Raw genomic sequence first — 23,142 nt, 5'->3', positions numbered from 1 at the left:
CCTGACAATGATTATTTTAACGTGTGCATGATATATTTTCCTTGATTTAAACAGGATATAAAAACTATAATGAAAACGTGAAACTAACATATCCGGAAAACAGAGGGTCCTATGGTCACGATTAAAGACATTGCAAAAGTCGCCGGGGTTTCCCATACGACGGTATCCCGGGCGCTAAACGGAAATCCGCTCATCAAGAAGGAAACGCGGGACCGCATCGAGAGAATCGCGTCGGAATTGAATTATGTCCCCAACTTCAGCGCCAAAAGTCTCGTCATGAAGAAATCGTATACGATCGGCTTGTTTTTTTCCAGTATTGACCAAGGGACTTCGGCCAGTTTTTTGGTCGACGTTATCAAAGGCATCCATCATATCCTGGATGAGAACTACAGCCTGACCGTGCACGGAATCGATAATATCCGGCATCTGGACGGCATCTCCGCCCGGCGGTTCGACGGGATTCTGGTCATGAGCCAGAGCGACGCGGATAACGATTTCATCTACCACGTGAAGAAAGCGGGCATCCCGTTTGTCGTGCTGAACCGGCATCTCGAGGATCCGGGGATCATGAACGTCGTCGCCAATGACCGGGACGGTGTACGGGAGGCGATCGACTACGCCATCGCCCGGGGGCACCGCCGCCTGGCCATGATTGAAGGCAGAGCGGGGTTCAAGTCGACCTCGGAACGGAAGCAGGGCTTCCTAGACAGCATGCTGGCTCATGGACTTTCCCCCCGTGCCGATTATTTCGTCGGCGGGGATTACAGCATCGAAAGCGGTTTTCGGCGGATGACGGAGCTGCTAACGCTTCCCGAGCCCCCGACGTTCGTGTTTTGCTCCAACGACGACATGGCTATCGGAGCCATGAACGCCTGCTTCGCCGCCGAAATCCAGATTCCGCGGCAGATGTCGCTGATCGGGTTTGACGATATCGTATTCGCCCAATATACCAACCCGTCCTTAACGACGGTCCGCAGACCGGTCGTCGATATCAGCGAATGGGGCACGAAGAAGCTGATCGAGCTGATCCAGCAACCGCAAACGACGGCTCCCGAACAGATTCTGGTGAATACCGCGTTAATGGTCCGCCACTCGGTGGCGCAAATTTAAATCTCACGTTGGACTCGAAACGGTGGGATGAAGCGGAAAGAGACCGCATATCGATTTAAAGAAAGAGGTTTTCCTCTTTTTTTAAATAAAAATGTTCACGTGTGCATAATCTATTCTATTTCAAAAAGGAGCGAAACATAACCCATGACACAACGACTATCCCGCACCGCTTATCCTGATCTGCCCCGTTACCCCGAAAAGATGATCCAGTTCGGCGAAGGCAACTTCATGCGCGCCTTTGTGGATTGGCAGCTGCAGCAAATGAACAAGCAGGGATTGTTTCAAGGGAGCGCGGTGCTGATTCAGCCGCTGGAGAACGGCCTGGGAGGCATGCTGGCCGAGCAGGACTATCTTTACACCGTGCTCTTGAACGGCATCCATGATCGGAAAACGGTCAATGACCGCGAAATCGTCACCAGCGTCAGCCGCCTGATCAACCCTTATACGGATTATGAAGCCTTTCTCGCCCTAGCCGAAGACGACCGATTGGAATTCATCACTTCGAATACGACGGAAGCCGGCATCGCTTACCGCCCCGAAGATACGCTGGACGGCGGGCCGCAGGTCAGCTTTCCGGGCAAATTGACAGCGCTTTTATACCGGAGATTTCAGCTTGGCAAAAAAGGCTTTGTGCTCATCCCTTGCGAACTGATTGACCGAAACGGCGAAAAGCTGAAGGAAATCGTGCACAAGTATGCGGAGGACTGGAACCTCGGCGAGGACTTCATCCGTTGGCTTGAGCAAGAGAATACGTTCTGCTGCAGTCTGGTCGACCGCATCGTGCCCGGCTATCCGCGCGACAAAGCGGCGGAGCTGGAACAGGAACTGGGCTATCGCGACAGCCTTATGGTAACCGCGGAACCGTTCTTGTTCTGGGTCATCGAAGGGCCGGCCTGGCTCGCCGACCGCCTCCCCCTTGCCGCCGCCGGTTTGAACGTCGTCGTCACGGAGGATATGACCCCTTACCGTGAGCGCAAGGTTCACCTGCTCAACGGGCCGCACACGGCGATGGTATCGCTGGGCTTGCTGGCCGGGCTTGAAACCGTCGAGGATGTCATGAACGACGAAGTGTTCTCTGCATTCGTCGACCGCCTGCTCCAGGACGAACTGATCCCGATGCTGGATCTGCCGCGGCCGGAGCTGGAGTCCTATGCCGAATCGGTGTTGGAACGGTTCAAAAACCCGTTTATCCGCCATGAACTGACCTCCATATACCTGAACAGCATCTCCAAATTCAAGACGCGCCTTCTGCCGGTCCTCCTTCGCTACGTTCGGGAACGGGGAGAATTGCCGCCGCTGATGACGCTGGCTTTTGCCGCGCTGCTTCTCGGGTATCGGGCGGATCGTTTGAAGCCGCAGGACAGCCCGGAAGTACTGGACGCCTTCCGGGAAGCGTGGAGCCGGCCGGATGAGTTTATAACCGCGATTCTTCGCAAATCGGAGTTTTGGGGACAGGATCTTACTGCCGTGCCCGGCCTTGAGGCGAAGCTGTCTTCCATGCTGAAGCTGCTCGAAGCCTCGGGAAGCCGCGCGGCCCTTGAGCAAAGTTTAGGAGGCGAAATCGTATGCAGCGAGTGATGAAGATGGATGTGATGAAAATGAACGCCCGGGACACGGTCGCGGTCGCCCTGCGCCCGATCGAAGCCGGGGAGCAAATCACCGTGGAGGACCGGGTATACACGGCAAAACAGCCCGTTCCGCAAGGCCATAAAATCGCGCTGACCGGGTTCCGGGCGGGGGATGTCGTCACCAAATACGGCTACCCTATCGGGCACGCGACGGCCGAGATCGAGGAAGGCGAATGGGTGCACACCCATAACCTGAAGACCAACCTGGCCGGAGAGGAAACTTATACGTACGAACCGGATCTCCATCCCGTCGTCTATCCGCGCCGCCAGTTGACCTTCCAAGGCTATCGGCGCAAGAACGGCAAGGTCGGCATCCGCAACGACCTGTTTATCGTCCCGACCGTCGGCTGCGTGAACGGAGTCGCCGAAATGATGATCGCCGAGTTTAAGGCGAAGCATCCCGACCTCGGAAGCTTCGACAACGTGACGGTGCTGAAGCACCCTTACGGCTGTTCGCAGCTCGGCGACGATCATCGGATGACCCGCAGTATCCTGCTGGATGCCGTCACCCACCCCAATGCCGGCGGGGTGCTCGTCTTCGGCCTCGGCTGCGAGAACAACATCGTTTCCGAGTTTCGCGGCCTCCTCGGCGAGTATGACGAAAGCCGAATCAAATTTCTCGTCGCCCAAGAGGTCGGCAATGAGGTCGAGGCGGGGCTGGCGCTGTTGGAAGAGATTTTTGAAGCGGCCCGCGAAGACCGGCGCGAGCCCGTGCCGATCAGCGAGCTTAACGTGGGGCTGAAGTGCGGCGGGTCGGACGGTTTCTCGGGAATCACCGCCAACCCTCTCCTGGGCGCTTTTTCCGACTTTCTCATCTCCCAAGGCGGAACGACCGTGTTAACGGAGGTGCCCGAGATGTTCGGCGCCGAGAAAATGCTGATGGCCCGCGCGGAGAACCGGGAAGTCTTCGAGCAAATCGTCGCCCTGATCAACGATTTCAAGCAGTACTTCCTGTCCTACGGCGAGCCGGTCTACGAGAATCCGTCCCCCGGCAACAAGGCGGGCGGCATCAGCACCCTGGAGGACAAATCGCTCGGCTGCACCCAAAAAGCGGGCACCGCACCGGTCGTCGACGTCCTGCAATACGGCGAGAAGCTGCGCAAAAAAGGCCTGAGCCTTCTGCAGGCCCCGGGCAACGATCTGGTCGCCTCCTCCGCCCTGGCGGCGGCCGACTGCCAGCTCGTCCTGTTTACCACGGGGCGCGGCACGCCGTTCGGCAGCTTCGTCCCGACCGTCAAAGTCGCCACAAACAACGAGCTGTACAACAACAAGAAGCACTGGATGGACTTCAACGCGGGACCGCTGCTGGAAACCCCGATGAGCGAGGTGCTGGAGGAGTTTATCGAGTACATCATCGCCGTAGCCAGCGGGCAAAAGACGCGGAACGAGCAAAACGAGGTGCGGGAGCTGGCGATCTTTAAAACGGGAGTTACGTTGTAGACCGGTTTAGCTGGTTAGCTGGGGAAAATCCCGTCTATTTTGCGGCCATCAGCGGATCTACGCCGCCGTTTCCGGCAAATTAGCGGGAAGTTTCCCGGCTATTTGCTTCGGCAGTTGTCTGGTGCCCCGTCAGACAACCGGGATAACAGTGAATTCCTGCATATGTGCATGTTTTTTTCTTGTACGGAACAAAAATTTCAAAATTCCTGCAAATCTGCAGGAATTTTCGACGAAACCGGCTCGTTTCTCTAGAATCGCTAAAAATGCCTGCAGATTTGCATCTTTTTTCGCATCCGCTCGGGAATCGAGCTAAATACCTGCAGATTTGCATCTTTTCGATTATATTCATTCCCATAGGAATCCTAAACCAGAATCCTAAACCATATAAAGGAGCATATCCCATGTTTCTAAACGACGATTTTTTGTTATCCACCGATATGGCCAAGACGCTCTACCACGAACACGCCGCCAATATGCCGATCATCGATTATCACTGCCACCTCGACCCGAAGGAAATCTACGAAAATCAGCCTTTTCGCAACCTGACCGAAGCCTGGCTTGCCGGTGACCATTACAAATGGCGGCTGATGCGTGCTAACGGAGTGCCGGAATCCCATATTACGGGGGACGCCTCCGATTACGACAAGTTCCTCGCCTGGGCGAGAACCGTGCCGAGAACCGTGGGCAATCCGCTGTACAGCTGGACGCACCTCGAGCTGCGCCGATTCTTTGGGATTCGGGAGCTGCTGAACGAAGAAACGGCGCCGCGAATCTGGGACGAAGTCAACGCCCAACTGGCTAGCGAGCGTTTCAAACGGCGGAACATCATCAAGCATGCCGGGGTGAAGCTCGTCTGCACGACGGATGATCCCGCCGACACGCTGGAATACCACCGATTGCTGCGGGAAGAAGAGCAAGACTTCCGCGTCCTGCCGACCTTCCGTCCGGACAAAGCGCTGAACCTGGACGCGCCCGGGTTTCCCGATTGGATAAAACGGCTCGAGGAAGCGGCCGGACGAAAGGTGGATTCCTATGCGGCCTTGCTGAAAGCGCTTAAAGAACGCGTGGACTTCTTCCATGAACAAGGCTGCCGCCTGTCGGACCACGCGCTCGATGTGCTGAAGTACCGGGCCGGTGACGCCGCCGAAGTCGAGGCCATCTTCGCCAAGCGGCTCGCCGGCGAATCCCTGACTCCGGACGAGATTACGGTGTACCGCACCGAACTGCTGTCGGCGCTGATCGGCATGTACCGGGAGAACAACTGGACGATGCAGCTTCATATCCACGCTTTGCGCAACAATAATACGCCGATGTTCCGGCGGCTCGGGCCCGATACCGGTTACGACGCTCTGAACGATCTGCCCCTTGCCGGACCGCTCTCGCAGCTTCTGGACCGGGCCGAGCTCGGAGCCGGGCTGCCGAAGACGATTCTGTACTCGCTGAACCCGAACGACTACCCCGTGCTGCTGACCTTGATGGGCTGCTATCAAAAAGAAGTGCCCGGCAAGCTTCAGCTCGGCTCGGGCTGGTGGTACAACGATACGCGCAGCGGGATGCGCCAGCAGCTCTCCCTGTTTGCGGAGCACAGCCTGCTGTCCGGATTCGTCGGCATGCTGACGGACTCGCGCAGCTTCCTCTCGTATACGCGGCACGAGTATTTCCGCCGCGTGCTGTGCGAGCTGCTCGGCGAATGGGCCGCCCGCGGCGAGGCGCCGGATGACGCGGCTTTCCTCGGGGGGATCGTCGAAGACATCTCCTACAACAACGCGGCGTCGTACTTCGGATTTTGACTATTTCAACGGGGAAGGAGCGAAATCAGCGATGTCTTTCAAGCTGTTTATAGCGGGGGATTCCACGGCGGCGCTGAAGGGAGCGGCGGAAAAACCGATGACCGGTTGGGGCGAATATTTGCCGGAGCATTTCGGTTCAGCGGTAGAGGTCGACAACCGGGCGGTGAACGGACGCAGCACCAAATCGTTTTTGGCCGAAGGCCGGCTGGCGCATATCGAGCGGGATCTCCAGGCCGGCGACTATCTTTTCATCCAATTCGGCCATAACGACGGGAAACAGGAGGATCCGGCCCGCTACGCCGATCCCGAGCGGGCTTACCAAGACAATCTCCGGCAGTTCGCGGAGGCCGCCCGGCGGGCGGGCGCGACGCCGGTGCTGTTGACGCCGGTCAGCCGCCGCCGCTTTCTGCCGGACGGAACGCCCGATCCGGAGGCGGTCGGCCCCTACCCTGACGCGATGCGGCAGGTCGCGGCGGACACGGGGACGCCGCTGCTCGATATTTTTGCGGCGTCGCAGCAGCTCTTCCGGGCGCTCGGCGACACGGGCTCCAGGCACCTTGTGATGCATCTGCCGCCGGGAGCTCATCCCAATTATCCGGAAGGCCTCCGGGACGACACGCATTTCTCCGATGTCGGCGCCCGTCAGGTGGCCCGGCTGGTCGCCCAGGCGATCCGGCAATCGCCTGAACTGGCCGAGCTTCGGACCTGCCTCAAGAGTACGCCGGCAGAGAGCCTCTTTCCCGGGAAGGCGGTGCAGCGCCCATGAATACAAACGAAGAAGCAGCGGCAACCGCCTCCCCCTATCCTCCGCTTAATCTTGGGGTAAGGGCCCATGATTTCGGTCAGGTCCCATTGGACGCGTTGATTGCCAAAATCCGGCAGCATTCCTTTACTTGCGTTCAGTTTGCGGTGAAAAAATCGTTCCCGGACAGCGTTCCCGACTTCTCCGCATTGAGTCCCGGCACGGCCGCCTATTTCGGCGGCGCCTTCCGCCAAGCCGGCATTCACCTCGCCGTGCTGGGATGCTACGTCAACATCGTCGCCTCCGACCCGGCCGAGCGGAACCGGGCGCTGTCCGACTTTGCCGTTCACCTTCGGTTGGCCCGGGATTTCGGCGCCAGTCTCGTCGGAACCGAAACCGGGAGCGTAGGGAATGGCTACACGCCGGATAATTTCACGGAAGAGGCGTTTCAGCGCGTGGTGGAATCGGTCCGGTGGATGGTGGCCGAAGCCGAGCGTTTTGGCGTAACGGTAGGGATCGAGGCCGGCCTCAATCATCCGCTTTATACGGCAGGGCTGACCCGCCGGCTTCTGGAGGAAGTTCCGTCACGGAATCTCCAGGTCATCCTGGATTGTGCCAACCTGCTGTCGCCGGACAACTACCTGCGGCAGGAAGACATTATCGCCGAAGCTCTGGATCTGCTCGGCGACCGCATCGCCGTCCTCCATCTGAAAGACTTCAGGGTTGAACAAGGACGCCTGGAGATCGTTCCCGTCGGTCAGGGGGACATGCAATTCCGTCCCTTACTGCATTATATGAAGTACAAGCGCCCCCACATCCAGGGCCTGCTCGAAAGCACGCCGGAAGAAGACATGGAGGCGAGCGTTGCTTATTTGAAGCGGCTGTATGAACAATTATGAACAGCTATGGCCGGCTGCCGGGCTTGGCCCGGGCCGGTTTTTTCCATGTCCAGAGCAGGCTCTGATTACCCCGTTATGCCCGGCTTTCCTTGAAGTACTCCGCGAGAAATTCCCGGAACCGGCTGGCCGCTTGCGGCAAATATCTGGATTCCAGCCAGGCGAGCGAAAAGGCCCGGTGGCAATCCGGAGATGCGATCGGGATCAGCGTGTATGCCTGCGTTTCCTCATCCCCTTTGCAAGTGGGCATGAAGGCAACGCCCAACCCGGCGGCCACCAAACCGGAAAGAGCCGACGGCTCCTCCACCTCGCACACCACTTCCCTTTGAATCCCCGCGGACTCGCAAAAAGCATCGTTCATACGCCGAAACGGGTGGCCCTCCTTATATTCGATAAAAGCCTCGCCCCGGGCTTCCCGCAGATGAATCCGCTCTCGTTCCTCGAGCCGGTGTCCGTGCGGTACCGCGAGACGCACCTCGGCATGCAGCACGTCCGCCTCCTTGATGCGGGGATGGTCCAAGGAGGCCGCCCCAAAGCATAAGTCGACCTCTCCGTTCTCCAACATGCGGACCATTTCCGCCATGGAACCGGGGGCCACCTGGACAATCCGGAAGTTCACCTCCGGGTATTGTTCGCGAAACGCGCCCAGCGCTTTGGACAGACGATTCAATGTCGTGGTGGCAATCCGAATCGTCCCCCGCTCGATCCCGGCGAGATCGGTAACTTCCCTTCTCCCCTCTTCCAGCACCGACAAGGCCGTCTCGACGCTGTTTAGGAACGCCTTTCCGAACGGATTGAGCCGGATTTGCCGATTCTGCCTGTCGAACAGCGGAACTCCCAATTCTTCCTCCAAGCGGGCGATCGTTTTGCTCAACGCAGGCTGGGCGATTTGCAGTTTCTTCGCGGCATTGGTCATATGTTCCATTCGCGCCACCGTTTGAAAATAATGCAGTTGAAGCAGCTCCATATCCTTCTCTCTCCATTCATAACCTCGAGTATATCAATTCATAACAAAATATATATTTTTATTTATTATAAATGAATTATAAGATATTGCTTGAAAACATCAAAGGGGTGATTGTTATGAGTTTCGACCGCAACCTGTCGGCGGCGGATCGGCTGATCCGCGTCCTGGCATTTACGATGGTGCTCTCGTCGATGAGCGCGACGATGTTCAACATCGTACTGCCTGAAATCAGCAAGCAATTTCAACTGACTTTTGCCCAAGTAAGCTGGGTAACTTCGATCTATTTGCTCATATACGCCATCGGGTCCGTCATCTATGGAAAAGTGTCCGATCGGTTCAAGCCTAAAAACCTGCTCACCTTCGGCCTGCTCGTTTTCTTCGTCGGCTCCATGATCGGGCTCATCTCATCCGCGTACTGGATGGTCCTCCTCGCCCGCATCCTGCAAGCCATGGGGGCCGCCGTCATTCCGGCGATGGCGATGATCATCCCGGTCCGCTATTTTCCCGCGGAACGCCGCGGCCGAGCCCTTGGCATTACCGCCACGGGGCTGGCCATCGGGAGTGCGGTAGGCCCTGTCGTATCCTCCCTGTTGGTCAGCGTGTTCCATTGGCGATGGCTGTTTATGATTCCCCTGCTTATTTTGTTGACCCTGCCCATGTACCGGAAACTGCTGCGCGACGAGCCCGTGGCCAAAGGACGCATCGATTGGCCGGGAGGCGGACTGCTGGCGGGAGCGGTGGCGCTCTTTCTCTTGGCGGTCACCCAAAGCGGTGGATGGTTTTCGGGGCTGGCAAGTCTGGCCTTTCTGATTTTGTTTATCCTGCGCATCCGGATGGCCGCCGATCCCTTCCTACCGCCTCGTCTGTTCTCAAACAAAAGCTATGTTTGGGGCCTTGTCCTGGCCGTAGTGTCGATGGGGACCAGCTATTCGCTGCCCTTTTTGACTCCGTACCTGTTGGCCGACCTGAACCGGTTGGAACCGGGATGGATCGGATTTACGATGGTACCCGGAGCCCTTGCTACGGCGATGCTCGGAAGCACCGGCGGCAAACTGGCGGACAGCCGGGGGACAGCCGTTCTTTTTCGCGTCGCCGTCTTGCTGAATTTGCTCTGTTTCGTCCTGTTATCCTCGTTCGCCGGGATAACGCCGATCGGGATCGCCGCTTTTTTAATATTGGGCAATGTCGGGCAGATGTTCCTGCAGATTTCCATGACCAAAACGATTTCGCTGTCGCTCCCCAAGGAACAGACCGGGGTCGGCATGGGGCTGTTGTCGATGCTTAATTTCCTGGCCGGCGCGGCGGCTTCGGCGACTTACAGCCGAATCGTAGACCTCGGAACTTCGCAGGCCTGGAACCCGATCAATGCGTTTCCGGCTTCGGCGACTTACAGCAACATCTACTTGGTGCTTGCCGCCGTGCAAATTTGCGCGATGCTGCTGTTTTCCCGGCATTTCGGCGGCGGGACTTCTCGCGCGCGCCTTGTACAAGAGACATCCGGTCGCTCGTGATTAGGGCCTGACCAGAAGGGAACCTAAATCGTATTAAGCACCGGGCGATCAAAGTGCCAGACGAGTTCCCGACACCCCCAGCTCCAAAAAGATGCAAATCTGCAGGAATTTAAGCCGGTTCACGAGCATTTTGCGAAAAAAAATGCAAATCTGCAGGTATTTCTGGCGATTTGAGAGGAACGAGCCGACTTCGCTGAAAATTCCTGCAGATTTGCAGGCATTTCGAAATTTGGGTTCAGAATCGGAAAAATTCCTGCAGATTTGCAGGAATTTTACGTTTAATGAAGATTGTCAGATGGGGGGGGCACTAATCCCGGTCTCTCATGCACTTGTCCTACCTATAAGGGCGCTTACGAACTGGTAAGTGCGCTTCCGAACCGGTAAGCGCGCTTTCGAACGGGCCAACCGAAAAAGACCGGCCCCAGGGCCGGTCCATCAAGAGACGAAACAAAGGTTACTCTCCGCTCGCCGTTTAAATCGCTTGTTCCGCAAGCAAATCCATCCGCCCTCGTCCGGCGAGATGATGGATGGTCCGCAAATAACTGACCGTCCGGTTGGAGGAATGCATAATCACGGAATGGGTCTCGGCTTTCTGGTTCGGCAGATATCGAACCCCGCTCAGCAAATCTCCCGGGGTCACACCCGTGGCCACAAACAACACGTTGCCGTCGCCGACCATGTCCTCCATCGTCAGAAGCCGCCGCGGATCGCCGAGCCCCATCGCCCGGCAGCGCGCGGCTTCCTCGGGGGTTCCCGGCAGCAGCCGGCCCTGCAGCTCCCCGCCGAGGCAGCGAAGGGCGGCGGCCGCCAGCACGCCTTCCGGGGCGCCGCCGGAGCCGACGTGAAGATCTACGCCGCCCTCGGTGGCGGCCTCGATCGCCCCCATGACATCGCCGTGGCCCAGCAGCTTGATCCGCACCCCTGCGGTGCGCAGGGCCTGAATCATCTCCTGATGGCGTTCCCGGTCCAGGATGGACACAGTCATGTCCTGCAGCGGCTTTCTCAGAATGCCGGAAGCCTTCGCCAGCGTAACGCCGATCGGGTCGTCCAGCGACAGCTTCCCGGCCAGCGCCGGTCCGACCGCCAGCTTCGCCATGTAAATGTCCGGCGCATGCAGGAGATTTCCCTGAGGCGCGGCGGCGATCACGGAAATCGCATTGTTCAGGCCGTTTGCCACCGTTTCGGTGCCTTCCAAAGGATCGACGGCGATATCCACCTTCGGGCCGCGACGGTTGCCGACTTTTTCACCAATATAGAGCATCGGGGCTTCGTCCATTTCCCCTTCGCCGATCACGACGGTGCCATCCATATCGACGGAATGGAACAAGCTGCGGATCGCGACCGTTGCCGCCTCGTCCGCGCTGTGCTTGTCTCCCCTTCCCGTCCATCGGGCCGCTTCCAGTGCGGCCGCTTCTGTAATACGCGCCAATTCCAATGCCATATGACGTTCCATGATTTTCCCTCCGTTTCGGTTTCCCGTTCTCTATAATTGCTTCATGATCAAAGCGGCGGTTTCTTCAATCGCCTTATCCGTGACGTCAATCACGGGACAGCCCAAGTCGGCGAACAATTCCTGCGCATATTTCAGTTCGTCCTGGACCCGCTGCATGGAGGCATAGTGGGCGTCGTCCGGCAGCCCCATCGATTGCAGGCGCGCCGAGCGGATTTTCACCAAATGCTCCGGGTTTACCGTCAGTCCGACGATCTTGCCCGGATGAACCTCCCGCAGCTGAGTTGGGGGCGTAAGCTCCGGTACCACCGGATAATTCATCACCTTCAAACCTTTGTGCGCCAAAAATATCGACAGCGGCGTCTTCGACACCCTGGAAGCCCCTAATAGAATCAAGTCCGCCTTCAAAATGGCGCCGACGTCCTTTCCGTCGTCGTTGTTGACGGCGAATTCCACGGCCTCCACCCGCTTGAAGTAATCCTCGTCCAGCCGGTGCAGCAGGCCGGGCGTGCGCTTCGGCGTATCGTTAAACGTATCGATGAACGCCTGCATCATCGGTCCCATGATATCGACGGCGCGGACGTTGAGCCGAACCGCCTCCTCCCTGATCGCCTCCCGAAGCTCCGGCTGCACCAGCGTATAAGCGACGAAGCCTCCCCGGCTGGCCACCTCTTCCATGACCGCGCTGACCTCGTCTTCGGAGCGGACATTCATGATGCGTTTGATTTCCGTGTTCGGCAGTTCAAACTGCCGCAGTGTCGCCCGGACGACCGCTTCGGCGGTTTCGCCGATCGAGTCCGAGCAAATAGCTATGAAGTGTGCCTGCCCCTGGTTCATCCCATTCCTCCCAGATATCCGTTGATTTGATCTTATTTCTTTATTTTTCTTCCAGCGTGTCGAGCAGCATCTTAATGATGTTCGTTTTGGAAATTCGCCCGACGACGTTCAATTCCCCTTCTCCGCCGGATGCGGCCGGCACGACCACCGGCAGGCTGTCGACCTGGTGGGCGATGATGATGCGGGCCGCTTCCAGAACCGTATCCTCGGGGGACACGGTGATCACGTTCGGCCGGCGGGTCATGATGAAGCTCACCGGCATGGTCGAAGCCGAAGCATTGCCCAGTGTCACCTTCAGCAGATCCTTTCTCGAGACGATGCCGGCCAGCCTGCCCTCTTCGTCGGTGACGATCAGATGGCCGACGTTTTCGAGAAACAGCGTCACGACCGCATCGTGGATCGTCGTCGTTTCCCGCACGACCACCGGGACCCCATGGACGTCGCCGACCTTCATATCCAGCAGCTTAAGCCTGTTCTCATTTTCCGAAAGCGCCCGTTTTCCGAGAAAATAGCCGACCTTCGGTTTGGCGTCGATATAATCGAGCATGACCAGCACCGAGAGATCCGAACGGATGGTCGGCCGGGTCAAGTTGAGCATTTCCGCAATTTGCTCCCCGGTGATGGGGGCATGTTTTTTTACGATATCTACAATTTCCATTTGACGGGATGTCAGTTTGATAGTGGATCCCTCCGCTTTTTTTCGTTCTGCCCGATCGCCGGGCGAATTGGGGTTCCTCCTCTCGCTTGGAAGGTTTTATTGAATATATAGTACGTCATATATAAAAAACAATCAATATATAATACACACTATATTTTATTGAGGTGTTCTATTTGCCAGCCGGCATGGCTCGGCTAAGTGATACTGAGGCTGCTTTTTGACAGCAAAAAAGCGTGAGCCCCAGCGGCCAAGGCCATTTAGGGTTCACGCAGAGAGTTACTCCTTAGAAATGGTTTTTCAACCCGCTTCTTGCCAAATAAGCCGTACCCGTCATTCCCAGGCTCAAAAGAATATAGATTCCACCCGCTTGCACAGCGGTCCAATCCGTAGGAGTCCCCCCTAAAAAATCGAGATACGGGGTTTTATTAAACGGACCCAGGTACCAGATCAGCATGTACAGCACTTCAAAGGTACGATTAGTACGCGTCAATACACCGCAAACCAGACTCAAGGACGGAATGAGCAGGACCGCCGAGCCGGCATAAATCAAATGCGCGATATCCTTTTCCAGCATTAACCGAATCAGCATTCCGCCTCCCGCAAACAAAGTCGCAAGAACGCCGGAAAGCCAAACCGCCAAAAGTTGACGAGTCGCAAAATAAGGGCTGGACAAGGCCATGGATTCCGTATGGTAGCGTGCTTCCCGGCTCCCGATGCCGGACCACATCGTCAGCGGCCAGATCCAGACGAGCGGCCAAATCAACCATGTACGCGAAACCTCGGTCGGCAGAAACAGACACAAGAGCGATAGCAGGAGAGTAACGATGAGCCAACCCAAAGAAGCCCCCTTCCTCAGGAGCCGCAATTCCCCGGCAAGCAGCGGCCAAAACGCCCCCACAACAGGCACAGACGTAAGCTCAGCGGCACGCACAGCCGCTGGCTCGCTTCGAACCGCCTCGCAGTCCGCTCCGGAGATCTCCTCAGAAGCCATTTCGATTGCTCCTGCCCGCACCGGTTCTTTAAAGCCCCGGAACAGAAGCGCAGCGATCAGGAGGAATGCCGCAGCCACCGCCAATGGGATGAGTTGCTGTAAAATCAGGTGGCCTGTCCAGGCCACACCTTGATACTCGAACCGCTGGATTGGGGCATGCGGAAATAAGATTCCGATACCGTAGTTGTCCGAAAAGGCGGGATCGATTTCGCGCAATTCCCGCATCATATCCGAGGTAAATACGGAAACCCCAAAGGGGAACGAATCGATCATTGTGGCGAACAAGATAAACAGCACGAAATACACGGCATTTCCGAGTCCGCCCCGAAGCAGCTTCCAGGTCTCAAACAGCACCGCCAATACCGCAACGACCGACAATATCGGCAGCACCATGAAAAGGAAAGGAGACACTAGATCCCAAACTTCAATCCGCCGGACCTCTCCACGGCTCCACTGCATCACGGCGGACACTCCCATAACGGCAGTCGCAATGATGGATAAAACGGCAAAATTACTCATTGCCTTGCCCGTGAGGTAGTAGAGCTTTTTCACCGGGGCGGATGCGATAATTTCACCTACGCGGGTACGCTCATCACGTTGAATGCTGTTTTTGACCAAGTAAAAACCAAACAAGCTGAGAAAAAACAAGCTTGAAATGGCAACGGACGCCCCAACCCAGGCGGAATTATATACACCGCGGTATACACCGCCCAGATGCACCGTTACATAGCCTGCATCCGCAGGAGGAACGCAAAAATAAGCGGCCATCATCGCTAAGCCGAGTGTGGCCAAAAAAGAAAAATGCCTTGTCCGTTCCCGCAGGTCGGCGCGGGCAATACAATAAATCGTGGCAACCCCCCGCATTCTATTCCCCTCCCCCGCACATCCTGGCGTAAAGATAAGCATCTTCCAGGCTGGGCGTCAACGGGGACGCCAGAACATCGGGCGGTGACTCCGAAATGATGCGAAGCTCCAGTCCCTCCATTCTCCTTATCGTGCCGTTAATCGTCCAGGCCGCCCGGGCCTCCTGAAGCTTGTGCTCCGGAATCAGCAGCGACCATACTTTTCCCTGCACCGTGCGCAGCGCCTCGCTCGGATCTGTCTTCATCAACAGGCTCCCCTTGGAAAGGATGGCGATTTGATCGGCGGTGGCTTCGATATCCGAAACGATATGGGTGGATAGGAGAACGATTCTCTCCCCGGACAAATCCGTCAGCAGACTTCGAAACCGGACCCGCTCCTCCGGATCCAATCCGACCGTAGGCTCGTCGAGAATCAGTAGCCGCGGGTCATTCAGTAAAGCTTGGGCGATGCCGATGCGTTGACGCATCCCGCCCGAGAAGCTGCCGAGCGGACGCTGGCGGACTTCATGCAAGTTCAAGAGTTCAAGAAGCTCTAATATCCGTTTTTTGAGTTTCGGTCCGCCAAGTCCTTTCAAGGCACCGGCATATTGCAAAAACTCGACCGCATTCAGTTGGGGATACACCCCGACATCCTGCGGCAAATAGCCCATTTGGGCACGAAAAGCATCGGCTCGTTTGCTTATGCTGTCTCCATCCCAGGTAATGGTCCCCGCTGTCGGCCGCGAGATCGTGGCCAGCATGCGCATCAGCGTCGATTTCCCGGCTCCATTCGGTCCGAGCAGGCCGGTTATACCCGGCCGCAGCGTCATGCTTACTTTTTGCAACGCCCATTTCCCTTGTTTATAGCGTTTGCTTACATTGTGCAGTTCTAACATCTTGAATGTCCTCCCCAATTTCTCCCTGTCTCACAAAGCATTCTAGAGCATGGAAATAAAATCGAGGTAAACAAAAAGCAACTTGTATCCTAATTATTTCCCTAAGGGAAGTGTGACTGTCACGATCGTGCCTGCCCCTTCGCTGCTGGTAACCTCAATGCCTCCCTTATGAGCCCGCATGATCGAATCGGCAATCGCCATGCCAAGTCCCGTTCCCTCCGAGTATCTTTCCGTGGTGGTCCCCCGGTAATATTTATTAAATAGACGTTCTACCGTTTCTTCACTCATGCCCGATCCGTCATCGGCAATCCGAATTGCCAGCGTCGAAGCCTGCTTCAGCAGTTCAATCTGTACCCGGGTCCCGGGCGGATTATGCAGTACAGCATTAATAATAAGATTGTGCAGCGAGCGCTGCAGCAGCTTCTCGTCAATCGGCACATTAACTTTGGAAACAGCGGATTCGAACCCAAGATAATAATGAGCGGCCCGGGGATCATTGGCCACATCGGCCACGATACGCCGCACGTACTCGACAAGCTCTCTTTTGACCAGTTGCAAAGGCATCTCCTGCCCTTCCAACCGAAAGGTCAGGCTCAAATCCCCGATGAGTTCCTCCATATGGCTGGCCTTCGTCTGGATTTCGGTGATAAACTCCGCCTGCTCCCGTAACGTCCATTCGTGCGGAGAAAGGAGCATATCGGCGTATCCTTTGATGTAGGTCAGCGGAGTTTTCAAGTCATGGGAAATGCCGGCTATCCACTCTTTTTGCAGCTCATCCAACCGGCTCCGCTCCCGTTCGCTTCTCTCCAAAGCTTCCGCGAGGGTTTGCAGTTGCAGAATCAATTCCTTCAAAAGGCTGTACGGCGCCTTGATTTTCTTCCCCTCGCCGGTGTTCAGTGACCGATATTTCTCCGGGTCCCGGTAAATCCCGTCCGCCAAACGTTGAATTTTGCCGATGACATAAATTAGCGGGAGCCCGAAATACCAGCCGCTGACGAGAACGTATATCGCAATAAGAATCGCCACGCACAGTATGACCCCGTTATCCTGGCGCGCGCCTCCCTCGGGAATCAGGACATCGACCACCGCCAAGCCGAGACTGATACAGGCGACAAGCAGCGCCAGACTGACCAAGAAGTGAACGGTGAGCCGCAAAAAAAATCTAATGCTCAGCCTCATACCGATGCGCCCATTTCGGGAGGGATAAAGCGGTAGCCGATTCCGCGCATATTAATGATGATTTGGGGATTCGAAGGGTTGGATTCCAGTTTTTTTCGCAATCTGGAGATATGGATGACTACCGTCTTTTCATCCCCTGTAAACGCCGTCCCCCATACCTGGTCGTAAAGCTGCAGGGCGGTAAAAACCTGATTCGGGTGTTCGCACAGAAACGTCAACAGTTCGAACTCCTTGGCCGGACAAGGCGTCTCCCGACCGTTGATGAAGAGCTGGCCCGTGCTTTTATCGATGCGGAAGCAGCCGAAATTCATAGCTTTGCTTTTGACGGCCGGTTGATTTTTGTAGAACCGCTCTCTTCGCAAATGAGCCTGAATCCGGGCCACCAGTTCCAAAGGGTTAAAAGGCTTGGTCACATAGTCGTCTCCGCCGAATCCGAGTCCCATCACTTTATCCAAGTCCCCTGACCTGGCTGTAACGAAAATAATCGGCATATTCGTCCTGCTGCGAATTTCCCGGCACAACTCGAACCCGTCCATATCCGGAAGCATCACATCCAATACGGCGAGATCGAAATCATGAAGCTCCATCAAGCGAAGGGCCTCGCCCGCCGAGGCTGCGGTAGCGATCCGCTGAAAGCCTTCTTTTTGGAGCAATTTTTGGATCATGGTTAAAATTCCTTTTTCGTCATCTACCAACAATAGATGTTCTTGTCTCATTAAAGCCACTACCTTCTTGCGATATTTAGTTGAGTTGACTTTAAAAATATGACAGTAATTTCCGATTTGGTCAACGAGATTTGTCAATAGAAAGAAGCCCGCATGGGCGGGCTTGCGGTTGCGAGCAATCCATTCTCCAACGAAGGTCCCTCGCTCAAAACCGTTACGGAAAGGCCCTCTTTCGCCAAGTACATAGCGTAAGTCATGGCTAAGTCGTATGATTGGTTATATGTATGAGGTGAAGGCTACCGGCAAGACAACCTGTAAGAGCTCTCGCCACTTAAGCTTTACTATAAGGAGGATTAGTTATGGACATCCCCAAAGGCACCTACGGCTTTCGGTTCGCCGAAGATCCGGAGCTCCAGCTTTGCGTCTTATTTGCGGCCGGCTGTGATTCTATCACCACCCCTACTTATCGCTGGGACGGGCTGGAGCGGACCGACGGGCCGCTTCTGCTGTTCCAGTACACTTTCTCGGGGGAAGGCGTCTATGAGTCGGAGAACCAAATTCACCGTGTCACCGCCGGACAAGCTTTTCTTGCCGAAATTCCGGGACCCCATCGCTATTATTATCACCCGGAATCCAAAGAGCCTTGGGAGTTTCTGTTCCTGCTGTTCCGCCCCCAGCTTATTTTGCCCCATTGGCGCAAGTTCCGGCGCGAAGCGGGGGAAGTTCCTCATCTTCCCTTAGACAGTGCGCCGGTCCGCTTGTCGCGAATGATTGTGGTCGACGCGGCCGCCGGCCGGATCTCCGACCCCCTGATCGCTTCGTCCTGCGTCTATCAATTCGTGACGGAACTCGCCAGAATGCAGGTCGCATCCCTGCGCAATCGGGAGAACTGGCCTCAGAACGTCAGGCGCGCAGCCGAATTTATAGAGCTCCATTATGCGCGGATGACCAGCATCGAACAGCTTTCCGAGCATGTCTCCCTGTCCAAGTACCACTTGATCCGCCGGTTTTCGGCCAGCACGGGCCTTACACCCGGCGCGTATCTGACCCGCGTCCGCATCGAGAAGGCGATGGAACTGCTGCGGGGAACCGCCCTTAGCATCGAGGCCATTGCCGAGCGGATCGGCTACTCTAGCGGAAGTTATTTTATCAAGGCGTTCCGCGGCTTGACCGGGCTGACGCCGGGCGAATTTCGCAGCGGCGGCGAAAGCCTCGCCTATCGCAAGCTGTTCTTCGATTAACCGCAATATTGTACCATTGAGCTATCAAGATTACTGTAGATATTGCTAATCTCCCTTTATTATGATGAACATAACAAGAGCAATAATTAATCAGTAAAGGAGCTTGGCAATGGATCATAAACTTATAGCGCCTACTCCGCCGCTTGGCTGGAACAGTTGGGACTGCTACGGCGCGGCCGTCACGGAAGAAGAGATTCGGGGCAATGCGGAATACATGGCGAAGCATCTCAAGGCATACGGTTGGAACTACATTACCGTCGATATTCAGTGGTATGAGCCTCATGCGAATTCCTCACAATATCGGCCGTTCGTTCCGCTCGTAATGGATGAATATTCCCGGCTCATGCCGGCCGAAAACCGGTTTCCCTCCGCGGCGGGCGGCCGGGGTTTCAAGCCGTTAGCTGATGAGGTGCACAGCCTGGGATTAAAATTCGGGATTCATATCATGCGCGGCATTCCCAGGCAGGCCGTCCACGCCGCCACTCCGATTCTGGGGACGTCCGCGACGGCGCGCGATATTGCGCATACGAACTCGATTTGTCCGTGGAATACGGATATGTACGGGGTGGACGCCTCCAAAGATGGGGCTCAGCGCTATTACGATTCTCTCTTTGAACTGTACGCGCAGTGGGGCGTCGACCTGGTAAAAGTGGACGATATCGCGGCCTCCCGGCTGTACGACACCCATCAACCGGAGATCGCCCTGATCTCGCAAGCGATCGAACGCTGCGGCCGGCCCATGGTGCTAAGCCTCTCCCCCGGACCCGCTCCGGTGGAATACGCGCCGTTTTTCGCCGAGCATGCCAATATGTGGCGCGTCACCGACGACTTCTGGGACCAGTGGCCGCTATTGCGCGATATGTTCGACCGCTGCCGGGCCTGGCAGGGCGTGCCGCAGCCGGGTTGCTGGCCGGACTGCGACATGCTGCCGCTCGGTCACATCGGCATTCGCTCCGTGGATGGCGGCGGTTCGGACCGCTGGACCCGGTTCACGCGCGACGAGCAGTTAACGATGATGTCGCTCTGGAGCATCTTCCGCTCGCCGCTCATTTTTGGCGGTGAATTGCGGGACTGCGACGACTGGACGCTCTCTCTGCTGACCAACCGCGAGGTTCTGCGCATGCACCGGGAGAGCCGGGGAGCCAAGGAAACGCTCCGCATGGGAGACCTCATCGTCTGGACGGCCGAAGACGGCGAAGGCCCCCGCTACGCTGCCGTATTCAACGTGGGCGAGAGCCCGATGGATCTGGAACTGGCCGCCCCGCAGATCGGCCTGACAGATTGGACCGCAGGCACCGAGCTGTGGAGCGGAACGCCGGCCGAGGTTGCGGCCGGCATGCTGCGGACCCATGTGCCGCCGCACGGGGTACGCCTTTATCGGTTCCTCTAGAGAAAGAGCTCTGCCTCGGGATGAGGCAGAGCTCTTTACATCTTCGTATCGTCTTTAAGATAAGCTCGCACGATGATATCCTGATCGTGATTGCCGAATCCCGATCCGTAGAGCGTCAATCCCCCTACGTTAACGGCATGTTCGTCGACCGCGAAACGAAGCGTCCAAAACGGCTCTCCGAGCTTGAGATCCGCAAGGGTCACCTCCGACATCCGCTCATCATCGATAAATGTGCCCGATTCGTCGATGCGGATCGTCTTCAGTAGTCCGTATTGGTTCACATTTCGATGCCACCATTCGGGGGTATATTTCCCCCGCGCGGCTCTTCCGAAATCGGCCGGACTTGTCCAGGTGCCAAGCGAGACTCCGTTGAAGATGAATTCAATATCCGAAGGCCAATAATCTCTTAGCCCGGGAGCTTCGGAGGCGATCTCCATTGAAATTTCGACGGCTTCCGCGGTTTGATCGGCAAGCAAATAGTTAGGCATTTTGTATTCCACATAGCCCCACCCCAGCCATAGAATGGCGGCTTGGACCCGTTCGGGATCAAGGAAGTAACGCGGATCGTCCCAAACTCCGATTTCTTTCTCGCGCGTCCCGAGGCCGCAGGTAGGATGAACCTCAAAAGCGGTATAATGCCCCACCGAAATGCTCTGCTCTCTGATCTTGGCCGTGCGACCGGCGGTCGGCAGTTCGATTTCGACGGATTTTTGTTTGAGGAAACACATTTTGTGCGTCCCTCCGCCTAACCGAACCCGGTGACTTCCAACGAGCCCGGCCTGTTCGAGTTTTCGGATATGCATGGTGACGATCGAAGGGCTGAGTTCCAAACGATTCGCGATATCCTTCATATTCATCTCTTGATCGGCAAGGAGACTCATGATTTTCCACCTTACTGCACTGGACAACGCTTCGTATAAAGGTATAAATTTCGGTTCCCCGTTCGCTTTGATGATCATCCTTTGCTCCTATCTACATCTTTTGAATTCATATATATATTAATTTAACATAAATCGTTAAGCCTCATCCATTGTAAGAAGTAAAACATTGGTGTTTAATTTTCTTAACTACTGAGTCCCTTAGATTTATGTTTATGTGAATTCACAAATGACGAAAGAGGCGAAACTATGAAATACAATAATCCCGTCATCAAAGGATTTTATCCCGACCCCAGTGTATGTAAGGTAGAGGATACGTATTATTTGGTGTGCAGTTCCTTTCAGTACTTCCCCGGCGTTCCGATTTTTGAGAGCAAAGACCTGATAAACTGGAAGCAAATCGGGCATTGTTTAACCCGGGAGAGCCAGATTCAGCTCGGCAAGGTGAGCAGCTCGGGCGGCGTCTTCGCTCCCACGATACGGCATCATAACGGGAAATTTTACATGACTACGACCAACGACACCACGCATCAGAACTTTTATGTATGGACCGACGATATTTACGGGGAGTGGTCGGAACCGATCTATGTGGATCAGGGGGGAATCGATCCCGATCTGTATTTTGAAGACGGCAAGGTCTTCTTTATGAGCAACGGCAAAGACGATAACGGGATTAGCGGTATTGTTCAGTGCGAAATTGATATTGAGACGGGCGGCAAGCTGTCGCCAAGCCGCTCGATTTGGCAAGGAACGGGCGGGCGCTATTTGGAGAGCCCGCATATGTATAAAATTAACGGGCGTTATTATTTGATGGCGGCTGAAGGAGGAACGGAGTATGGCCATATGGTGGTTTATGCACGGGGTGAGACGATTTCCGGTCCGTTCGAGGCCTATCCGAACAATCCCGTACTGACCAACCGGAATCTGGGCGGCTATGAGCTGCAGGGAGTGGGCCATGGCGATCTGATTCAAGACCACGACGGAAATTGGTGGATGCTCCATCTGGGCTTCCGTCAAACCGGCCAATGGCTGACCTACCATCACCTGGGCCGCGAAGTTTTTCTTACGCCGGTTACCTTTGGCGGGGATGGCTGGTTTACGGCAGGTCATAGCGGAACCGCCCTCATGAGTTTTGAGACCGGCCGGATCTCAAGCCAGGTCATTCAGCAGGAGAAAAAGACGTATACGTTTGAGAACACGGACTGGAATCTGGACTGGTGCCATCTTCGTCATCCTGTCGCGGATAACTACCTGTTGGAATCCGACAAAGCGATATTAAGAGGAACCGGCGTAACGCTGGATACGCCCACATCCCCTACTTTTATAGGCCTGCGTCAAAGGGACTTCCGCGCCGAGATCTCCTGCGATGTTCGGCTTGCAAGCGGAGAAGCCGGCATCACGCTCTATATGGACGAGCATCATCATTATGATTTAGCTGTACGTAAAGATGGGAATGGATATAAAGTTATTGAGCGTCTGAATATCGGTGATATTAAATCCGTTGAGCATGAAGTTGACCTGGGAAGCGGCAATCATGCTACTCTGCTGATCCGGGCAGCCCATGAACGTTATAGCTTTCTCCTTCACGTCAATGGCGAGGACATCCTCCTAGGCACGGCACAAACCAGATATCTTTCCTCTGAAGTGGCGGGTGGGTTTACGGGGGTTCTCATCGGTTTATATGCCGTCGGAGAAGGCGCTTCGGCCGAATTCTCCAGGTTTAAATGCGAATATATGTAACCCTCTCGGTTAAAAAGATAGCCGGTTCCTCAGGAGCAGCCTGGGAACCGGCTTAGCTAGTACCCCGTCAGCCATGTAGTGGGGGAACCCTCGGCGGGCGAAGCAGGCTGAATCGCCCCCGCCTCGCAATTTCCCGAGCCGCCCGCTACAATAGCGGCCTTTTGGGACGTTATTCCGGCCCTTTTGGGCTCCACGGGGATAATAGCGGTCAAAAAAGGGCTTATTTCCTTGTTGCGGGCACCAAAATCAGGAAATGGGCTGCTTTTTCCCAAAATAAGCCCCCAAAAAGCC

19 protein-coding genes are annotated in these 23,142 nt (G+C 55.9%); 10 read left to right on the top strand and 9 right to left on the bottom strand.

The features are described from left to right. Positions 1-111 precede the first annotated feature (111 nt). From LBW89_RS11705 to LBW89_RS11680, 6 genes are all read left to right on the top strand, one after another. Positions 112-1,110, top strand: coding sequence for a LacI family DNA-binding transcriptional regulator (locus LBW89_RS11705; RefSeq protein WP_148451392.1), 999 nt, complete (start codon positions 112-114; stop codon positions 1,108-1,110). A gap of 144 nt (positions 1,111-1,254) precedes the next feature. Continuing rightward, positions 1,255-2,688, top strand: a complete 1,434-nt coding sequence (locus LBW89_RS11700; RefSeq protein ID WP_148451391.1) for a tagaturonate reductase — start codon at positions 1,255-1,257, stop codon at positions 2,686-2,688. Further along, entirely contained in the window at positions 2,676-4,178 is a 1,503-nt protein-coding gene (locus LBW89_RS11695) for a UxaA family hydrolase (RefSeq protein ID WP_412067000.1), read from the top strand. The genes LBW89_RS11700 and LBW89_RS11695 overlap by 13 nt, the downstream gene beginning before the upstream one ends. Positions 4,179-4,579: 401 nt before the next feature. Continuing rightward, on the top strand, positions 4,580-5,968 hold the full coding sequence (gene uxaC, locus LBW89_RS11690; RefSeq protein WP_148451390.1) for a glucuronate isomerase: 1,389 nt from the start codon (positions 4,580-4,582) through the stop codon (positions 5,966-5,968). Between the two features lie 31 nt (positions 5,969-5,999). Continuing rightward, positions 6,000-6,734 carry a rhamnogalacturonan acetylesterase gene (locus LBW89_RS11685; protein WP_211373276.1) on the top strand — a complete coding sequence of 245 codons (735 nt, stop codon included), beginning with the start codon at positions 6,000-6,002 and terminating at the stop codon, positions 6,732-6,734. Continuing rightward, on the top strand, positions 6,731-7,609 hold the full coding sequence (locus LBW89_RS11680; protein WP_148451388.1) for a sugar phosphate isomerase/epimerase family protein: 879 nt from the start codon (positions 6,731-6,733) through the stop codon (positions 7,607-7,609). Before LBW89_RS11685 ends, LBW89_RS11680 begins: the two co-directional genes overlap by 4 nt. A gap of 73 nt (positions 7,610-7,682) precedes the next feature. On the opposite strand, the gene LBW89_RS11675 is transcribed toward LBW89_RS11680, so the two are convergent. Continuing rightward, positions 7,683-8,573, bottom strand: a complete 891-nt coding sequence (locus tag LBW89_RS11675; RefSeq protein ID WP_148451387.1) for a LysR family transcriptional regulator — start codon at positions 8,571-8,573, stop codon at positions 7,683-7,685. A gap of 116 nt (positions 8,574-8,689) precedes the next feature. On the opposite strand from LBW89_RS11675, the gene LBW89_RS11670 reads away from it, so the two are divergent. Then, positions 8,690-10,084: an MFS transporter gene (locus tag LBW89_RS11670; protein WP_148451386.1), complete on the top strand. Its 1,395-nt coding sequence runs from the start codon at positions 8,690-8,692 to the stop codon at positions 10,082-10,084. A gap of 472 nt (positions 10,085-10,556) precedes the next feature. On the opposite strand, the gene glpX is transcribed toward LBW89_RS11670, so the two are convergent. From glpX to LBW89_RS11635, 7 genes are all read right to left on the bottom strand, one after another. Next, entirely contained in the window at positions 10,557-11,537 is a 981-nt protein-coding gene (gene glpX, locus LBW89_RS11665; protein ID WP_148451385.1) for a class II fructose-bisphosphatase, read from the bottom strand. A 30-nt stretch (positions 11,538-11,567) separates the two neighbouring features. Continuing rightward, positions 11,568-12,371 carry a pyruvate, water dikinase regulatory protein gene (locus tag LBW89_RS11660; RefSeq protein ID WP_148451384.1) on the bottom strand — a complete coding sequence of 268 codons (804 nt, stop codon included), beginning with the start codon at positions 12,369-12,371 and terminating at the stop codon, positions 11,568-11,570. Between the two features lie 40 nt (positions 12,372-12,411). After that, positions 12,412-13,029, bottom strand: a complete 618-nt coding sequence (locus LBW89_RS11655; protein WP_148451383.1) for a helix-turn-helix transcriptional regulator — start codon at positions 13,027-13,029, stop codon at positions 12,412-12,414. A 283-nt stretch (positions 13,030-13,312) separates the two neighbouring features. Then, the gene (locus LBW89_RS11650) at positions 13,313-14,884 is read right to left on the bottom strand and encodes a Tat pathway signal protein (RefSeq protein WP_148451382.1); all 1,572 of its coding nucleotides are present in this window, start codon (positions 14,882-14,884) and stop codon (positions 13,313-13,315) included. 1 nt (position 14,885) lies between these two features. Continuing rightward, positions 14,886-15,758, bottom strand: a complete 873-nt coding sequence (locus LBW89_RS11645; protein ID WP_148451381.1) for an ABC transporter ATP-binding protein — start codon at positions 15,756-15,758, stop codon at positions 14,886-14,888. Between the two features lie 93 nt (positions 15,759-15,851). Next, positions 15,852-16,937 (bottom strand): sensor histidine kinase, encoded by a 1,086-nt coding sequence (locus LBW89_RS11640; protein WP_148451380.1) that lies wholly within the window; start codon positions 16,935-16,937, stop codon positions 15,852-15,854. Further along, complete coding sequence (locus LBW89_RS11635) at positions 16,934-17,653, bottom strand: response regulator transcription factor (RefSeq protein ID WP_148451379.1); 720 nt, start codon at positions 17,651-17,653, stop codon at positions 16,934-16,936. Before LBW89_RS11635 ends, LBW89_RS11640 begins: the two co-directional genes overlap by 4 nt. Positions 17,654-17,961: 308 nt before the next feature. Between LBW89_RS11635 and LBW89_RS11630 the strand changes: the two genes are divergently transcribed. Beyond that, complete coding sequence (locus LBW89_RS11630; RefSeq protein ID WP_148451378.1) at positions 17,962-18,843, top strand: helix-turn-helix domain-containing protein; 882 nt, start codon at positions 17,962-17,964, stop codon at positions 18,841-18,843. Between the two features lie 109 nt (positions 18,844-18,952). Beyond that, on the top strand, positions 18,953-20,233 hold the full coding sequence (locus LBW89_RS11625) for a glycoside hydrolase family 27 protein (RefSeq protein ID WP_148451377.1): 1,281 nt from the start codon (positions 18,953-18,955) through the stop codon (positions 20,231-20,233). A 35-nt stretch (positions 20,234-20,268) separates the two neighbouring features. On the opposite strand, the gene LBW89_RS11620 is transcribed toward LBW89_RS11625, so the two are convergent. Beyond that, positions 20,269-21,192, bottom strand: coding sequence for an ArsR/SmtB family transcription factor (locus LBW89_RS11620; protein WP_148451376.1), 924 nt, complete (start codon positions 21,190-21,192; stop codon positions 20,269-20,271). A 168-nt stretch (positions 21,193-21,360) separates the two neighbouring features. Between LBW89_RS11620 and LBW89_RS11615 the strand changes: the two genes are divergently transcribed. Continuing rightward, complete coding sequence (locus LBW89_RS11615) at positions 21,361-22,851, top strand: glycoside hydrolase family 43 protein (protein WP_148451375.1); 1,491 nt, start codon at positions 21,361-21,363, stop codon at positions 22,849-22,851. Positions 22,852-23,142: the final 291 nt, after the last annotated feature.

This window comes from Paenibacillus sp. alder61 (assembly GCF_020179875.1).
Taxonomy (GTDB): Bacteria; Bacillota; Bacilli; order Paenibacillales; family Paenibacillaceae; genus Fontibacillus; species Fontibacillus faecis.
Note: the sequence above shows the minus strand (reverse complement) of the source record. Positions and strands in the feature narration are given on the sequence as shown.

Coding starts and splice junctions, on each gene's coding strand:
- LBW89_RS11655 (WP_148451383.1), bottom strand. CDS start 13,029: ATGGAAATTGTAGATATCGTAAAAAAACATGCCCCCATCACCGGGGAG.
- LBW89_RS11620 (WP_148451376.1), bottom strand. CDS start 21,192: ATGATCATCAAAGCGAACGGGGAACCGAAATTTATACCTTTATACGAA.
- LBW89_RS11680 (WP_148451388.1), top strand. CDS start 6,731: ATGAATACAAACGAAGAAGCAGCGGCAACCGCCTCCCCCTATCCTCCG.
- LBW89_RS11650 (WP_148451382.1), bottom strand. CDS start 14,884: ATGCGGGGGGTTGCCACGATTTATTGTATTGCCCGCGCCGACCTGCGG.
- glpX (WP_148451385.1), bottom strand. CDS start 11,537: ATGGAACGTCATATGGCATTGGAATTGGCGCGTATTACAGAAGCGGCC.
- LBW89_RS11675 (WP_148451387.1), bottom strand. CDS start 8,573: ATGGAGCTGCTTCAACTGCATTATTTTCAAACGGTGGCGCGAATGGAA.
- LBW89_RS11685 (WP_211373276.1), top strand. CDS start 6,000: ATGTCTTTCAAGCTGTTTATAGCGGGGGATTCCACGGCGGCGCTGAAG.
- LBW89_RS11660 (WP_148451384.1), bottom strand. CDS start 12,371: ATGAACCAGGGGCAGGCACACTTCATAGCTATTTGCTCGGACTCGATC.
- LBW89_RS11695 (WP_412067000.1), top strand. CDS start 2,676: ATGCAGCGAGTGATGAAGATGGATGTGATGAAAATGAACGCCCGGGAC.
- LBW89_RS11670 (WP_148451386.1), top strand. CDS start 8,690: ATGAGTTTCGACCGCAACCTGTCGGCGGCGGATCGGCTGATCCGCGTC.
- LBW89_RS11645 (WP_148451381.1), bottom strand. CDS start 15,758: ATGTTAGAACTGCACAATGTAAGCAAACGCTATAAACAAGGGAAATGG.
- LBW89_RS11635 (WP_148451379.1), bottom strand. CDS start 17,653: ATGAGACAAGAACATCTATTGTTGGTAGATGACGAAAAAGGAATTTTA.
- LBW89_RS11630 (WP_148451378.1), top strand. CDS start 17,962: ATGGACATCCCCAAAGGCACCTACGGCTTTCGGTTCGCCGAAGATCCG.
- LBW89_RS11640 (WP_148451380.1), bottom strand. CDS start 16,937: ATGAGGCTGAGCATTAGATTTTTTTTGCGGCTCACCGTTCACTTCTTG.
- LBW89_RS11615 (WP_148451375.1), top strand. CDS start 21,361: ATGAAATACAATAATCCCGTCATCAAAGGATTTTATCCCGACCCCAGT.
- LBW89_RS11700 (WP_148451391.1), top strand. CDS start 1,255: ATGACACAACGACTATCCCGCACCGCTTATCCTGATCTGCCCCGTTAC.
- uxaC (WP_148451390.1), top strand. CDS start 4,580: ATGTTTCTAAACGACGATTTTTTGTTATCCACCGATATGGCCAAGACG.
- LBW89_RS11705 (WP_148451392.1), top strand. CDS start 112: ATGGTCACGATTAAAGACATTGCAAAAGTCGCCGGGGTTTCCCATACG.
- LBW89_RS11625 (WP_148451377.1), top strand. CDS start 18,953: ATGGATCATAAACTTATAGCGCCTACTCCGCCGCTTGGCTGGAACAGT.